Source organism: Streptomyces sp. NPDC050416, from assembly GCF_044458845.1.
GTDB lineage: Bacteria > Actinomycetota > Actinomycetes > Streptomycetales > Streptomycetaceae > Streptomyces.
This window is the reverse complement of the sequence record NZ_JBITII010000002.1, coordinates 687,682-700,539: the sequence shown is the minus strand read 5'-3', so window position 1 is coordinate 700,539 and position 12,858 is coordinate 687,682. Positions and strand designations below refer to the sequence as shown.

At 67.3% G+C, this 12,858-nt stretch carries 13 protein-coding genes and 2 pseudogenes; 12 read left to right on the top strand and 3 right to left on the bottom strand.

Translation table 11 applies throughout. The annotated features are described in order from the left end of the window. Window positions 1-56 precede the first annotated feature (56 nt). Window positions 57-470 (bottom strand): annotated as a pseudogene (locus ACIBL4_RS08275) (ATP-binding protein); the annotation flags it as partial. Between the two features lie 143 nt (window positions 471-613). Here ACIBL4_RS08275 and ACIBL4_RS08270 point away from each other — a divergent pair. Both ACIBL4_RS08270 and ACIBL4_RS08265 read left to right on the top strand, forming a co-directional pair. Beyond that, window positions 614-1,492 carry a helix-turn-helix domain-containing protein gene (locus ACIBL4_RS08270; protein WP_399407643.1) on the top strand — a complete coding sequence of 293 codons (879 nt, stop codon included), beginning with the start codon at window positions 614-616 and terminating at the stop codon, window positions 1,490-1,492. Then, entirely contained in the window at window positions 1,489-1,689 is a 201-nt protein-coding gene (locus ACIBL4_RS08265) for a DUF397 domain-containing protein (RefSeq protein WP_399407641.1), read from the top strand. The genes ACIBL4_RS08270 and ACIBL4_RS08265 overlap by 4 nt, the downstream gene beginning before the upstream one ends. Here the strand turns inward: ACIBL4_RS08265 and ACIBL4_RS08260 are convergent. Then, window positions 1,686-2,390 (bottom strand): histone-like nucleoid-structuring protein Lsr2, encoded by a 705-nt coding sequence (locus ACIBL4_RS08260; RefSeq protein WP_399407639.1) that lies wholly within the window; start codon window positions 2,388-2,390, stop codon window positions 1,686-1,688. The genes ACIBL4_RS08265 and ACIBL4_RS08260 overlap by 4 nt on opposite strands. Window positions 2,391-2,438: 48 nt before the next feature. On the opposite strand from ACIBL4_RS08260, the gene ACIBL4_RS08255 reads away from it, so the two are divergent. The 4 genes from ACIBL4_RS08255 (at window position 2,439) to ACIBL4_RS08240 (ending at window position 4,605) form a co-directional block, all read left to right on the top strand. Beyond that, window positions 2,439-2,954 (top strand): hypothetical protein, encoded by a 516-nt coding sequence (locus ACIBL4_RS08255; RefSeq protein WP_399407637.1) that lies wholly within the window; start codon window positions 2,439-2,441, stop codon window positions 2,952-2,954. Between the two features lie 64 nt (window positions 2,955-3,018). Continuing rightward, the gene (locus ACIBL4_RS08250) at window positions 3,019-3,666 is read left to right on the top strand and encodes a hypothetical protein (protein ID WP_399407635.1); all 648 of its coding nucleotides are present in this window, start codon (window positions 3,019-3,021) and stop codon (window positions 3,664-3,666) included. Window positions 3,667-3,673: 7 nt separating this feature from the next. After that, a complete protein-coding gene (locus tag ACIBL4_RS08245; RefSeq protein WP_399407633.1) occupies window positions 3,674-4,120 on the top strand; it encodes an SMI1/KNR4 family protein in 447 nt (148 codons plus the stop codon). An 11-nt stretch (window positions 4,121-4,131) separates the two neighbouring features. After that, on the top strand, window positions 4,132-4,605 hold the full coding sequence (locus tag ACIBL4_RS08240; RefSeq protein ID WP_399407631.1) for a hypothetical protein: 474 nt from the start codon (window positions 4,132-4,134) through the stop codon (window positions 4,603-4,605). Here the strand turns inward: ACIBL4_RS08240 and ACIBL4_RS08235 are convergent. Further along, window positions 4,577-5,135 (bottom strand): annotated as a pseudogene (locus tag ACIBL4_RS08235) (dihydrofolate reductase family protein). The gene ACIBL4_RS08240 and the pseudogene ACIBL4_RS08235 overlap by 29 nt on opposite strands. 70 nt (window positions 5,136-5,205) lie before the next feature. Between ACIBL4_RS08235 and ACIBL4_RS08230 the strand changes: the two are divergent. The 6 genes from ACIBL4_RS08230 (at window position 5,206) to rpsJ (ending at window position 12,841) form a co-directional block, all read left to right on the top strand. Further along, the gene (locus tag ACIBL4_RS08230; protein ID WP_399407629.1) at window positions 5,206-5,796 is read left to right on the top strand and encodes a TetR/AcrR family transcriptional regulator; all 591 of its coding nucleotides are present in this window, start codon (window positions 5,206-5,208) and stop codon (window positions 5,794-5,796) included. A 112-nt stretch (window positions 5,797-5,908) separates the two neighbouring features. After that, on the top strand, window positions 5,909-10,567 hold the full coding sequence (locus tag ACIBL4_RS08225; protein WP_399407627.1) for an RHS repeat-associated core domain-containing protein: 4,659 nt from the start codon (window positions 5,909-5,911) through the stop codon (window positions 10,565-10,567). Beyond that, entirely contained in the window at window positions 10,555-11,067 is a 513-nt protein-coding gene (locus tag ACIBL4_RS08220; RefSeq protein ID WP_399407625.1) for a hypothetical protein, read from the top strand. The genes ACIBL4_RS08225 and ACIBL4_RS08220 overlap by 13 nt, the downstream gene beginning before the upstream one ends. 33 nt (window positions 11,068-11,100) lie before the next feature. Then, window positions 11,101-11,424, top strand: a complete 324-nt coding sequence (locus ACIBL4_RS08215; RefSeq protein ID WP_399407623.1) for an SUKH-3 domain-containing protein — start codon at window positions 11,101-11,103, stop codon at window positions 11,422-11,424. Between the two features lie 41 nt (window positions 11,425-11,465). Beyond that, on the top strand, window positions 11,466-12,056 hold the full coding sequence (locus ACIBL4_RS08210; protein ID WP_399407621.1) for a hypothetical protein: 591 nt from the start codon (window positions 11,466-11,468) through the stop codon (window positions 12,054-12,056). 476 nt (window positions 12,057-12,532) lie between these two features. Beyond that, window positions 12,533-12,841: a 30S ribosomal protein S10 gene (rpsJ, locus tag ACIBL4_RS08205; protein ID WP_003948644.1), complete on the top strand. Its 309-nt coding sequence runs from the start codon at window positions 12,533-12,535 to the stop codon at window positions 12,839-12,841. The last annotated feature ends 17 nt before the right edge of the window (window positions 12,842-12,858 follow it).

Genomic DNA, 12,858 nt, shown 5'->3' with positions numbered 1-12,858 from the left:
CGGCCTGCGGCACCGGAGCGCGAGGTGTTGGGACCCGGTGCCTCAGGTCAGAGGGTGAGTTCGGCCCAGACGGTCTTGCGGGGCGGGCAGGCCCGGGGTGACGCCCCAGCGGTCGGCGAGTGCGTCTACGAGGACCAGGCCGCGGCCCGACTCGGCATCGGAGGTGGGGAGTTGGGGCGTCGGCAGTCGGTCACCCCGGGTGTCCGTGACCTCGATGCGGAGGGTGTCGGCCACGAGGTAGAGGAGCAGGCGGAAGTCGCGGCCGGGGATGCGGCCGTGTTCCGCCGCGTTGGCCGACAGCTCTGCGACGACCTGCCTCGCCGGGTCCAACGGCAGTCCCCAGGAGCGCAGTTGTTCGGTGGCCAGGAGACGGGGCCAGGCGGGCGCCGCGTGGGGTTGGGAGACAGCTGGACGCTGAAGTTGCGGATAGGGGTGGTGAGTTCAGGGGGTTGCTGCTTCACGTCACTCAGAGTGGCCGTCCGTGCTTACAGTGAACAGTGACTCAGCGGGTGCGTACGGTAACTGTCCGGAGCTTGTCCGGTCGTGTCCGGGCTGTCGGGGCCGGGCGTACGGGTAGGGCGCTGGGCACGGTCGTACGACGGAATGGTGCGGGATGACGGCGGTCGAGGCGGACGCGGGTCGGCTCAAGGACGAGGCGGCCGAACCGGGTTGGGAGGTGGATCCGGACGACGAGTGGGGTGTCGCCGTCATCGCGACCGTCGGGCGACAGCTGAAGCTCCGGCGGGAGGCGGTGGGGATGAGGGCCGCCGAGTTCGGGACTGCCGTCGGGTACGGCGAGGACATGGTCTACAAGATCGAGGGCGGGAAGCGGATTCCCCGGCAGGACTATCTGGTCAGGGCGGATGAGGTGCTGGGGGCGGGTGGGCTGATTGCGGCGACGTGGGAGGACGTGAAGAGGGTCCGGTATCCCAAGAAGGTGCGGGAGCTGGCCAAGTTGGAGGGGCAGGCGGTTGAGATCGGGGTGTACGAGAGCATCAGCATCAACGGCCTGTTGCAGACCCCGGAGCACGCGCGATCCCTCTTCGAGTCCTGGCAGCCCGCGTACTCGCCGGACGAGGTGGAGCGTCTGGTGGCGGCGCGGACGGCCCGGCAGTCCGTGTTCGAGCGGTCGCCGGCGCCGTCGCTCAGCTTCGTCCAGGAGGAGGCGACGCTGCGGCGCCCGGTTGGGGGCACAATGGTCTGGCGTCAGCAGCTTGAGCACCTGCTGGAGGTGGGGCGGTTGCGAAACGTCAGGCTTCAGGTGATGCCGACGAGCAGCGAGGCCCATCCCGGTCTGAACGGGAGGATCGAGGTGCTGAAGTTCGGGGACGGTACTGCGGTGGGCCGGTCCGACGGCGCCTTCAACGGGCGACCGACCACTGATCCGAAGCAGATCCGAATCCTCGAACTGCGGTATGGCACCATCCGAGCTCAGGCCCTTCCCCCACGGGAGTCGCTGGCCTTCATTGAGCAACTGCTGGGAGAGACATGATCCGCAAGTCCTCGATCGGGGCCGCCTCCGAACTGGCGTGGTTCAAGAGCAGCTACAGCAGTGGCCCTGACGGCGACTCCTGCGTGGAGATCGCGACCACTCCGGAGGTGATCCACGTCCGCGACTCAAAGCAGGCCGCCGGCCCCCGGCTCACCCTCGCGCCGGAGGCCTGGTCGGACTTCGTGGCGTCCGTCTAGGCCGTGTGCCGGGGCTGAGGTCCGCGCAGTGCTGCTTCGTACGCCTCGCGGATGGGTCCAGGGATACGACCGTGGTCATGGACGAGGTAGCCGTTCGCACGGGCCCAGAGGCGTATTGCCTCGTCCTCCGGACCGCGAGGGGACATACGGCGCTGGGCGGTCGCCCCTGCGTTGCCCGAGGAGACCCCTTCCAGCCGGTCCGCCACATCCTGGAAGAAGGCGAACAGCGAGGTGTATTCGCCATCCGTGGGGGAGGACCCTTCCGACCAAGACCCGATGCTTCCCGTGCGCGCGTTCAGGAACGTCCCGTAGAAGCCGTCTGCTTCCGCGGTGATCGGCACCCATTCCCGGCGCCAGGACGGGTGGTCAGGGTCTTCGGACGGTTCCATTTCCTCCATGGCCGTCTTGTAGAGGTAGACACGCTCTATGTCCTTGAGGCCGAGGAGGAGTCCCCTGCTGGGGATGACTCCCGGGCACCCGGCATCGATGTCGTTCGTCAGAAGCCACTGCCGCATCTCCCTCGGTAGTTCGAGGCCCATGCGCGTTTCAGCTTCACTGATGGCCGTCGGGTTACCCGGCCCGCCGAGGGCAGCGAAAGCGTCAGGGGCGTGCTGCTCAAGCCACGCGGTCACCCGGCCCCAGGCCTGTCGTACATCTCCTTCCTCGTGCATCGGAGGAAGCGGCGACTGCTGATCATCCATGGACGGACCGTACGCGGGACCACTGACAACTTGCCCTAACAATGGAGCATGACTTCAGAACCGGCTCACCAGGACCTCGACCTGGAGGCGATCGAGGAACTGTGTGCGGCCACGACCCCGGACGCCGTTTTCGCCACCGAGGCCAGGGAAGCGGTGCCGCGACTTGTGGCGGAGGTCAGGCGCTTGCGCTGGCTCGTCGAGTACGGGGCGTGTCCCACGGCCGGCACGACGGGCACGGAGTTCGTGCTCGCGCTCGACGAGGAGATACTCGCGTACTTCCGTGAGATGGCGGACGTGCTGGTGGAGCGGGTCGGTATCTCCCGGGCGGAGGCGGTTGCGAGGATCAACGCCTCGTACGGGACGCGGGAGTCGGCCGCCTTGGGTGTGGAGTTGATGGGCCACGAACTGCCGGAGTACTGGGCGTACGGGACGTACTACAGCCCGGATCACCGATACCGCCTTCCGGTCGGAGACCCACTCGCCGACGCGGACATCGACTTCAGCACGCTCCCCGTGCGACCGGCCCCGCCGAAGGACTCACCGTTCTGGACGCTGGAGGAGTAGTGGCACGATGTGCGCACGAGTGATCGAGTGATCGTGTAGTCGAGCGAACGGGGAGGCCGGCGTCATGGCCCGCTACATGGAGGCACTGACCGTCGAGAGGGGCGGGTTCCGGATCAAGGTGCCGGAGTCGTGGTGGGAGTTCGACGTACGGCCGGAGTCGCGGGACGACTCGATCCGCCGGATGGTGAATGACCGGGTGCGCCAGCGGCCGGAGTTGGAGCAGTACAGGGACACGTACGTCGACTTCCTCAAGAAGGCCGCCGCGGACGCGTGGAAGTCGGGCGCGTTGTACTGCGGCTGCATGGCGGAGAGCTTCGGCGGTGACACGCCGATCACGGGCTCGGTGACCGTCTCCCTGGTCGGCGGCCGCAACGAGCGCGGCGAGCCGCTGTCGAACGACCCGGCCGTCATCGCGAGCCAGCTCGCAGTGAAGGAGGCCAAGCGGGAGGGGGACTCCTGGCGGAAGGTGACGACCGTCGACATTCCCGGAGTCGGCCCGGCGGCACGGACGTTCGGCATCGAGGACATCGCCGTACCCGGCGACGCGCTCAACCGCACGATCCGGGCCGTGCTGATGCAGACGTACATCCCCGTGCCGGGTCAGGAGGGCAAGGTGGCCCTGGTGGCGGGCAGCAGCCAGGTCCTCGACCTCGCGGACTCCTTCTTCGACATCTTCGACGCGATCACGTCGACGTTCCGGTTCACGAGCTGACCTCTCGATGTCCCGGCCGTCCTCGTGGCGCGAGCTCGTCGAAGCGTTCCCCTCGGCGGAACTCCGTGACCCCGTGGACCCCGGCACCCTCGACCGCATCGAATCGATCCTTGGCCAACGGCTCCCGGATGACCTCCGCTCCTTTCTCCTGGGGAGCGATGGGCTGGCCGATGAATACGGCACCGACGTCATCTGGTCTGCCGAGCGGATCCTCGGCGACAATCTCTCGTTCCGCAACGACGAGCGGTACAAGTCCCTGTACAGGGAGTTCGATTCGCTCATGTTCTTCGGAGACAACGGCGGCGGAGACCAGTTCGCCTTCGTCCGGCGACCCGAGCGCCACGAGGTGTTCGTCTGGGACCACGAGACGGACAGCAGAACCCTCGTGGCGCCGAGCCTGGAGCGCTATGTGCGCGGTGCGTTGGCGAGCGACGGCGAGGATTGGTATCGGTAGGGATCCTGCTCATGGCGTCCGAATGGGACTGGGAAAGCGGCAAGGGCCTGCTGGGCATCGACGACCCCGCAGAGTGGGATGCCGCGTGGGAGCGCGGGGAGAGCCATCTCGGCACAGCGGCGATCGGGTTGGCGCTCCAGTGTTCGCTGGAGGAGGCCTCGCATCGGATCGTGAGGGCGACGCAGTTGCCGCACCCTGATCAGCGGGGGTACGCCTTCATTGCCGCGGGTACCGCAGCGCGACTCAACCGGGAGCTGACGCCGGAGTTGTACGCGGTGCTGCGCGCGGAGGGGCCCAAGGGCCTGGCCGAGGACGCCATCAACGACACGCTGACCTTCGTGCAGTTCCGCAAGCTGCCGCCGTGGTTCAAATGGCGGTGGGTGCATGCGACGGTGCGGAACACGCTGGAGGGCTGGTGGCTGCGGTCCGCGGACGCCGTCGGGGAGGCGTGGCGGGCTACCGCCGAGCGAACCAGGTGGCCGTGACGTCATTGGTGAACGACCGGCGTTCCGTCACAGTGAAGAGCGTGGGGTCGAACGCCCCGTCGAACGCCGGGATACCGGCCCCGGCCACTACCGGATAGCTCTTGATGACCAGTCTGTCGACCGCCTCCGCACAGCCAGATGTCCTTCCCTTCTTCCGCCTTGGGCTTGCGGACGAGGTCGAGTGGGCTGTCGTCGACCACGGTCACCTCCGGGTCGGGGCCGGCCCCGAGCGTGCTCGACACCACGTATTGACGCAGGTGTGCGTACGGGCTGGTGATGCCCGCGTCCAGCACGGCGCGGTAGGTGCCCAGCCCCATCAGCACGGTGTCGAAGTGGAGGTTGGGCGCCTCGGCTAAGCCGTGCGCGGCGCGCAGTGCGGTGGGGACGGTCTCGGGATAGCGCTCATTCATCCAGGCGCTGTAGGCGGCTGCCTGCTCATCGTCGCCTGCCGGGTAGAAGTCGAACTCTCCGCCGGGGCCGGCGATCCGGCCGTCGAGGGAGACGGCGACGTAATAGACGAGCTCTCGCATCGATGCAACTCCATCCGCAGTACTCTACTCGGAGTGCTGTGAACGTAGTACTACGTCTGGAGTGGTATCAATGGTGCGCAGGAATGACGAACGAAGGGCGGCCCTCGTGGACGGCGCCATCGAGGTCCTGGCCAGGGAGGGCGCGCGCGGTCTGACGTTCCGGGCGGTGGACGCCGAGGCCGGTGTGCCCGCCGGCACGGCCTCCAACTACTTCGCCAACCGCGACGACCTGCTCACCCAGGCCGGCGCCCGTGTCTACGAGCGGCTCCAGCCCGACGAGGCGACCGTCGCCCGGCAGCGGGCGAGCACTCGGGACCGGGAGACCTACGCGGCCCTGATGCGCGAACTCGTCGGCCGGATCAGCGACTTCCGCACCGGCTACCTCGCCCTCCTCGAACTGCGCCTGGAGGCCACCCGGCGGCCACAGCTCCGCAAGGTGCTGACCGAACAGGTACGTGCCGACCTCTGGGCCAACGTGGCCTACCACGAGGAATCCGGCCTGCCCGGCGACGCCACCGCCGTCCAGTTGCTGTACCTCACGCTCAACTGGCTGATCGTCGAGCAGCTCACGCTCCCGGATGTGCTCTCGGAGGCCGAGCGTGAACGGCTTGTGACGGCAGCGGTCGAACGGCTGACGACGAGCCTTCCCCATCCAGGCTGACAGGCACCGTTCGTGATGTGGAAGCTCACGTTTACCTCGAATGGTTGTGCCCGGTAAGTTCACGTGCGCATACGGTTGTTGACGCAGATGTGCGCGTGACGGGGGTTGGGGTATGGCGGGGCACAGGCCTGCGGACTGGCATGTCCTGGACTTGGACAAGGATCCGACCCCTGGTGATCCGCAGCGGGTGCGCACGCTTGCGAAGCAGTTGCACGACTTCGCCGATGACGTCTCCGAGGCGCTGCGTCTGGTCAAGGGCATGGCGGGGGAGGGCACGCTCCTTGAGTGGGCCGGCAAGTCGGCGGATGTGTTCAAGGAGGACTTCGCCGACGTCCCGAAGAACCTCAAGAAGCTGAAGAAGTCCTATGAGATGTGCGGGGACGCGCTGGCGGACTTCTGGCCGAAGCTGGAGCGGGCGCAGTCGCTGGCGGACAAGGCGCTGCGCAAGGGCCGTGAGGCCCGGGACAACCTCTCCTCCGCCCAGTCGCGCCTGGCATCAGCCGACTCCTGGGTCACCCGCGCCGGCAAGGAGGCGGACAAGTACAAGGACGACCCGACCGGCAGGAAGTCCGACGCGGACAAGCCGGACGAGGCCAAGGTCCGCGCCGCCACCCGGGATGTGCAGCACGCCAAGTCGGCCCAGTCCAAGGCTCAGTCGGACGTCTCCGACGCGCAGGACGCGCTGGCCGCGGCGAAGAAGATGGCCGAGGACGCGCGCAAGATGCGCGAGGAGGCCGCGCGGGAGGCGAAGTCGAAGATCGACGAGGCCTCGGACGCGGGCATTCAGAACCGGTCGTGGTGGGAAGAGGTCGGCGACTGGTTCACGGACAACTGGGACAACATCGTCGCGGTGTGCAAGGTCGTCGTGACCGTCCTCGGGATCGTCGCGATGATCATCGGCGGCCCGATCCTGGGCGCGATCGTGCTGATCGCGGCGGCGGTCGTGCTCGCCGACACCCTCTATAAGTACTCAAAAGGACAAGCATCCCTATGGGATGTCGGGTTCGCTGCGCTGGACTGCATACCGGGCATGAAGGGCCTGACCACCCTGGGCGGCCTCGCCAAGGGGCTGAAGGCCTTCGGGAAGGTCGGCCTCAAGGGCATGGCCCAGGGCGTCAAGGGGCTGGGCAGGTCCCTGAGAGGCGGGGCGGGTGACCTCGCCAAGCGGGCCAAGGCGCTTGCGGGACGATGCCCCGGCGGTGACCCCATCGACATGGTCACCGGTGAAATGCTGATGTACGACACGGACGTCGAACTGCCCGGGATCCTGTCGCTGGTGCTGAAGCGCACCCACATCTCCACATACCGAGAAGGCCGGTGGTTCGGCAGGTCCTGGACGTCCACACTGGACGAGCGAGTCGAACTCGACAGTCAGGGTGTGCTGTTCGCCGCCGAGGACGGCATGATCCTCGCGTACCCCGTGCCTCACCCCGGCGAGCCGACCATGCCTCTGGAAGGTCTGCGGTGGCCCCTGGAATGGGACGGACCGCAACACGGCACCCTGCGCATCCAGGACCCGGCCCTCGGCGTCACACGTCACTTCGCAGCGGTCCGCGAGCCGCTGCCGGGCATGCCGTACACCCTGGCGCTCTCCGCCATCACGGACCGCAACGACAACCGGATCGACATCGACCGGAGTGCTGACGGCACCCCGACCGCGGTCCGGCACTCAGGCGGGTACCACGTCGAGGTCGAGACGACGGACGGCCTGGTGACGTGTCTTCGCCTGCGGGGCAGCACCGCTGACGACAGCACCACAACGCTGCTGCGCTACGCGTACTCATCCGACCGGAACCTCACCGAGATCTACAACTCCTCCGGGCTGCCCTTCCGCTTCGAGTACGACGACCACGCGCGCATCCTCTCCTGGACCGACCGCAACGGCAGCTGGTACAGGTTCACGTACGACAGCGAGGACCGCTGCGTGGCGGGTCAGGGCGCCGACGGGTTCCTGAACTGCGTCATCGCCTACGACCCCGGGCAGCGCCGCACGACGTACACGAACTCGCTCGGGCACGCCCTTCGGTACGAGTACAACGAGTTCCTGCAACTCGTGCGGGTGACCGACCCCCTGGGGCGGCAGGAGAGCCTCGAATGGGACCGCCACGGCCGGCTGCTCAAGCAGATCGACCCGGTGGGGCGCGAGACGACGTACACCTATGACGAAGCCGGGAACGTCACCTCGATCACCGGTCCCGACGGCCGCCGGGCCACCGCCGAGTACAACCAGTGGCACCTCCCCGTCGTGACCGTCGGTGGCGACGGAGCCGTGCGCACCTACACCTACGACGAGCGCGGGAACCGTACGTCCGTGGTGGAGCCGCAGGGCGCGGAGACCCGTTTCGGCTACGGCCCGGGCGGTGCTCTCACCGCGATCACCGACCCTCTGGGCTCGACCATGTCCATGGTCACGAACGCCGCCGGACTTCCGGTGCGGGTCACGAGCGCCACCGGTGCGGTCGTCGAGTATTCCCGGGACGCGTTCGGCCGCATCGACACCGTGACGGATCCGCTGGCCGGCGTCACCCGTATCTCCTGGACCCCTGAAGGCAGGAGGAGCGAGCGGGTCGCAGCCGACGGGAGTGTGGAGTCCTGGACCTGGGACCCGGAGGGAAACCTCCTCGTGCACACCGACGCCGCGGGGGCGACCACCAGGTCGGCGTACACGCACTTCGACCTCTTGGTGAGCAGAACCGATCCCGCGGGCGCGACTCTCCGCTTCGACCACGACACCGAGTTGCGGCTCACCGCAGTCACCAACACGTATGGCATGACCTGGAGCTACACCTATGACGCGGCCGGTCAGCTCGTCGCCGAACAGGATTTCGACGGGCGCTCGCTCACCTACGTCCACGACGAGGTGGGCCGCCTGATCCGGCAGGTCAACGGTGCAGGAGAGACGGTCGAATACCTGCGCGACGTGATCGGCAACGTCGTCGAGAAGCGAGTCGGAGACTCGACCACCGTATTCCGCTACGACGAAGCCGGGCTGCTGAAGGAAGCGCTGTCGCCCGGCGCCCGCCTCGCCTTCAAGCATGACGACTACGGCCGTGTCACGGAGGAAACAGTCAACGGGCGGACCACCACCTTCCGTTACGACCTCGCCGGTCGTCGCACGACGCGCCTCACGCCGTCCGGAGCACTGAGCAGCTGGTCCTACGCTCCGGATGGGCTGCCCCAGGAGTTGGCGGCCTTCGATCACTCCCTGCGCTTCGCGCACGACGCCGCGGGCAGGGAGACGGAGGTCCGGCTGGACGAGGCACTGTCGGTGCGGCAGGCGTGGGACGCGATGCACCGGATGCGCGAGCAGACGGTACTGCGGGTCGGCACCGCGGACCACGTCGTCCCGCGGACGACGTCCGTGGACCGCCGGTACGTCCACGGTTCGGCCGGTCCCGTCGAGACGATCGACGCTCAGGAGGGCAGTAAGCACTACGAGCTGGACACGAAGGGCCGGGTCACCGGAATTCGCGCGGAGTCGTGGACCGAGAGCTACGCGTACGACTCCGGCGGACGGCTGGTCTCCTCCCACCGGGAGCAGGGAGAAGGTCCCGGGGACGAGTCCTCACGACGCTACGAGTACTCCGGAAACCGCCTGGCGAGGGCCGGCCGCACCAGCTACGCGTACGACGCCCAGGGCCGGGTGGTCCGGCGGACGCGGAGGACCCTCTCAGGCCTCCGGAAGAGCTGGACCTACACCTGGAACGCCGACGACCGACTGACCAGCCTCGTCACCCCCGACGGAACGACCTGGCGCTACACCTACGACCCCCTTGGACGCCGAATATCCAAGGAGCGCCTGGACTCGTCCGGAGAAGTTGTAGAGGCCGTCTTCTTCGTCTGGGACGGCACCCGACTGGCGGAGGAGATACGCGACTCCGGGTCCGGTAACCGCACCACCATCACCTGGGAGTACTCGCCCGACAGTCACCGCGCGATAGCCCAAAGCCGTAGTGAGTGGCTTCGCGATGCGCCGCAGGACGAGGTCGACCGGAGATTCCGGCTCATAGTGAGCGATCTCGCGGGAAGCCCGCTGGAGATGCTCTCGCCGGACGGCGGGACGACCTGGAAGAACAGACCGCAGCTGTGGGGCGCGCAAGAAAGTGCGCAGACGCCGGAAGAAGACTGCCGTCTTCGATTTCCCGGCCAGTACTTCGATGCCGAGAGCGAACTCCACTACAACTTCTTCCGCTATTACGATCCGCACTCGGCCCGGTACATCTCGCCCGACCCTCTGGGGCTCACGGCCGGTCCGGACCACTACGCGTACGTGGTCAACCCACTGGTCTGGTCCGACCCCCTGGGGCTCCAGTCCTGTCCCACCTTCAAGGGGCTCGCCTGGCTGACCGACAAGATGCTGAAGCGTCCCTCGTTCAAGTATCAGCGCGTCGTGTCCGGCGTGGACTACGAACAGATCTGGAAGCTCTCCGACGGCCGGGCGGTGCACATGGACGGCGGCCCCACGAACGGCTGGATCATGGAAGCCAAGTTCACCGGGGGACGTGAGAGCGAGTGGGCCAAGTCCGCCTACAATCCAGAGAGCTCCCTCTACAACGAGAAGAAAATCACCGACCAGGCCGCCAAGCTTCTGCAAATGAATGAGGAGCTGGGTGGAAAGGGTGTGCGTTACGCTATTTCGAATGAGGCAGGCGCGGCCCATTTCCGCGAAGTGCTCGGCACTCATTTCCCGGAAGCAATGGCAAATGGTACGCTGGCGGTCTTTCATGTGCCCGGCAATGGTATGAGCGGAATGAGTAAATGGTTGACGTAAGCGCGGAATTGGGTCAGCTGTCCGAACTCGACGAACTCACCGGTCCGGCGGCGGCCGCCGTCCTCGACGCCTCGGGCTGGGAAGGCGAGCGCAGGAATCCGGCGAAGGAATGGGCGACAACGTGGCGTCGCGACGACGCGCACGCCTGGATCCAGGGCGACGGTCCGGTGGAGGTGGAGTTCACGCTCTGGTACCGGGAGGTCGAGGACGAGTGGCCGGACCCGGACACCTACATCGACGACTTGTACGACGCCGCTTCCGCTGAGCTCCCTCGTGTCGTCGCCCAGTTGGAATCCGGAGCGCTCGGGGCGCGACTCGAGACCGTCGACGAGGACCTTACGGGCGGGGCGGACTACATCGACCACACCGCGTGGCGGATCTCGGACAAGGTCCTCCTGGCAGGCGTCAAGCATGACGACACCGAGACGCCCGTTCAGCTGGTGGTCGTCGTGCGTGAATACGGCGCGGGCGAGCAGGACGACGAGGGGGAGTGGCTCTGACGCACCCCGTGGGCGTCATACGGCGGATCCGCAGTGGGCGAAGGCCACACACGGGGCTGGTCCCCGCGGACCGAAGAAGTGCTGCGCCGCGCGGGCTGGCGGCCAGGCCGTTCGGTGCCGACGGACACCTGGGAGTCGATCCTGCGTGAGCGTGGGTCCTTCGTGGACCACGATGCCGCGCGCCGGTTCCTCTCCGAGTTCGGCGGTCTGATGACATACGGCTGGCCCGCCGATCCGATCACCACCTCGTCGGCCGTCCGGTTCGACCCTTCCGTGGCCGGATGGCACGGCGAGCGGTTCGGGAGGGCGAGCCGGGAAGCGGGGGCACCCCTCTACGCCGTGTGGACGGCACCATGACGAACCGTGCCGACAGAACGACGGACAAGGATGGTGACGCGATGACCGACCTGCCTGGTGAGACGCTGGCGGTGTACCGGCTCCTGCCGAGCCTCGGTGAGTGCCAGCAGCTGCACCTCGACAGCGTTGGTGTGCGTCAGCTCATGCGCTGGCAGAGTGCCGACGCCGAGCCGCCCGCCCTGCTGAGCGCGGAGTGGATGGGTGAGCGGCGCTGGGCCAGGAGCGAGTTCCCCTCCGGCAGGCCGGGCGCTCCCGTACTCAGCCGGCGTCTCGCCGACGGCCTGGGGGACGCGTTGTTGTCCGCCGGTCGTCTGGTGCCGGTTGACATCAAGGGCGGCAAGGGCCAGGAGTACTTCCTCTATCTGGTGGAACAGGTGGTCGACTGCCTTGACCTGCGCAGGTCGTCGAAGCCGAAGAGGCTGGACGGGGAAGTCAAGAAGCCCGTGTACCGGGTCGAGGCGCTGCCGACGAATCTTCCGGCCTTCCGTCTGCCGCAGTTTCCCGGTGCGGTCCAGTGGAACGGCTGGGCGGCCGACCGGCTCGTCGACCTCACCGGGGACCAGATCGAGAAGCGTCTGACCTGGTCCCAGGACCCGGCAGCCAAGCTGCACCCCGACCCCTGGGGTTTCTGATCAAGCGCAGGGGGCTTCCGCCGGAGAGGCTGGTGGGCGGAACGCCCGGGGGTGTCCCCAGGGTTTGATCTACGTCACCCCCGGGGTATTCTCCTCGGCTCGATTGGCGTCGCCCCTGCCCCGTATGGCAGACTGTCCGAGTTGCTCGGTCGAGTGTTGATGCTGCGCGCCTCCCGCCGGGGGGACCGGAAGCGAGTCCCACAGTACTCGTCGCCCTAACTGCCACACGGCAGCGCTGGGGCGGACGTACGGGAATCTTTCGGGAAGTGTCAGTGCGGCGCCGGCCAGGCACCCGGTGGGCTTTCGCCTCCGGCTCGCGGTACCGGAAGGGCCGTGTGCAATCCCGCAGGGATGTTCGAACAAGGGACATCTGTGTCAGCGGGAGCGCGACACGCCCGACCGCGTGGGTCGGAGAGGGAAGAGAAACGGAACACCGGGTTCCAGAGCGTTACGAGAGACAGGACTACTGAGTAGCCATGGCGGGACAGAAGATCCGCATCCGGCTCAAGGCCTACGACCACGAGGTCATCGACAGCTCGGCGAAGAAGATCGTCGAGACGGTGACGCGTACTGGTGCGTCGGTCGCGGGCCCGGTGCCGCTGCCCACTGAGAAGAACGTGTACTGCGTCATCAAGTCGCCGCACAAGTACAAGGACTCGCGCGAGCACTTCGAGATGCGCACGCACAAGCGCCTGATCGACATCCTCGACCCCACCCCCAAGACCGTTGACTCTCTGATGCGACTCGACCTCCCGGCCGGTGTCGACATCGAGATCAAGCTCTGAGGCCGGTGATCTGAGAG

Bases quoted from the DNA above. Each gene is read 5' to 3' on its own strand.
- ACIBL4_RS08265 (WP_399407641.1), top strand. From the start codon at position 1,489: ATGATCCGCAAGTCCTCGATCGGGGCCGCCTCCGAACTGGCGTGGTTC.
- rpsJ (WP_003948644.1), top strand. From the start codon at position 12,533: ATGGCGGGACAGAAGATCCGCATCCGGCTCAAGGCCTACGACCACGAG.
- ACIBL4_RS08230 (WP_399407629.1), top strand. From the start codon at position 5,206: ATGGTGCGCAGGAATGACGAACGAAGGGCGGCCCTCGTGGACGGCGCC.
- ACIBL4_RS08220 (WP_399407625.1), top strand. From the start codon at position 10,555: ATGGTTGACGTAAGCGCGGAATTGGGTCAGCTGTCCGAACTCGACGAA.
- ACIBL4_RS08240 (WP_399407631.1), top strand. From the start codon at position 4,132: ATGGCGTCCGAATGGGACTGGGAAAGCGGCAAGGGCCTGCTGGGCATC.
- ACIBL4_RS08250 (WP_399407635.1), top strand. From the start codon at position 3,019: ATGGCCCGCTACATGGAGGCACTGACCGTCGAGAGGGGCGGGTTCCGG.
- ACIBL4_RS08255 (WP_399407637.1), top strand. From the start codon at position 2,439: ATGACTTCAGAACCGGCTCACCAGGACCTCGACCTGGAGGCGATCGAG.
- ACIBL4_RS08210 (WP_399407621.1), top strand. From the start codon at position 11,466: ATGACCGACCTGCCTGGTGAGACGCTGGCGGTGTACCGGCTCCTGCCG.
- ACIBL4_RS08245 (WP_399407633.1), top strand. From the start codon at position 3,674: ATGTCCCGGCCGTCCTCGTGGCGCGAGCTCGTCGAAGCGTTCCCCTCG.
- ACIBL4_RS08225 (WP_399407627.1), top strand. From the start codon at position 5,909: ATGGCGGGGCACAGGCCTGCGGACTGGCATGTCCTGGACTTGGACAAG.
- ACIBL4_RS08260 (WP_399407639.1), bottom strand. From the start codon at position 2,390: ATGGATGATCAGCAGTCGCCGCTTCCTCCGATGCACGAGGAAGGAGAT.
- ACIBL4_RS08270 (WP_399407643.1), top strand. From the start codon at position 614: ATGACGGCGGTCGAGGCGGACGCGGGTCGGCTCAAGGACGAGGCGGCC.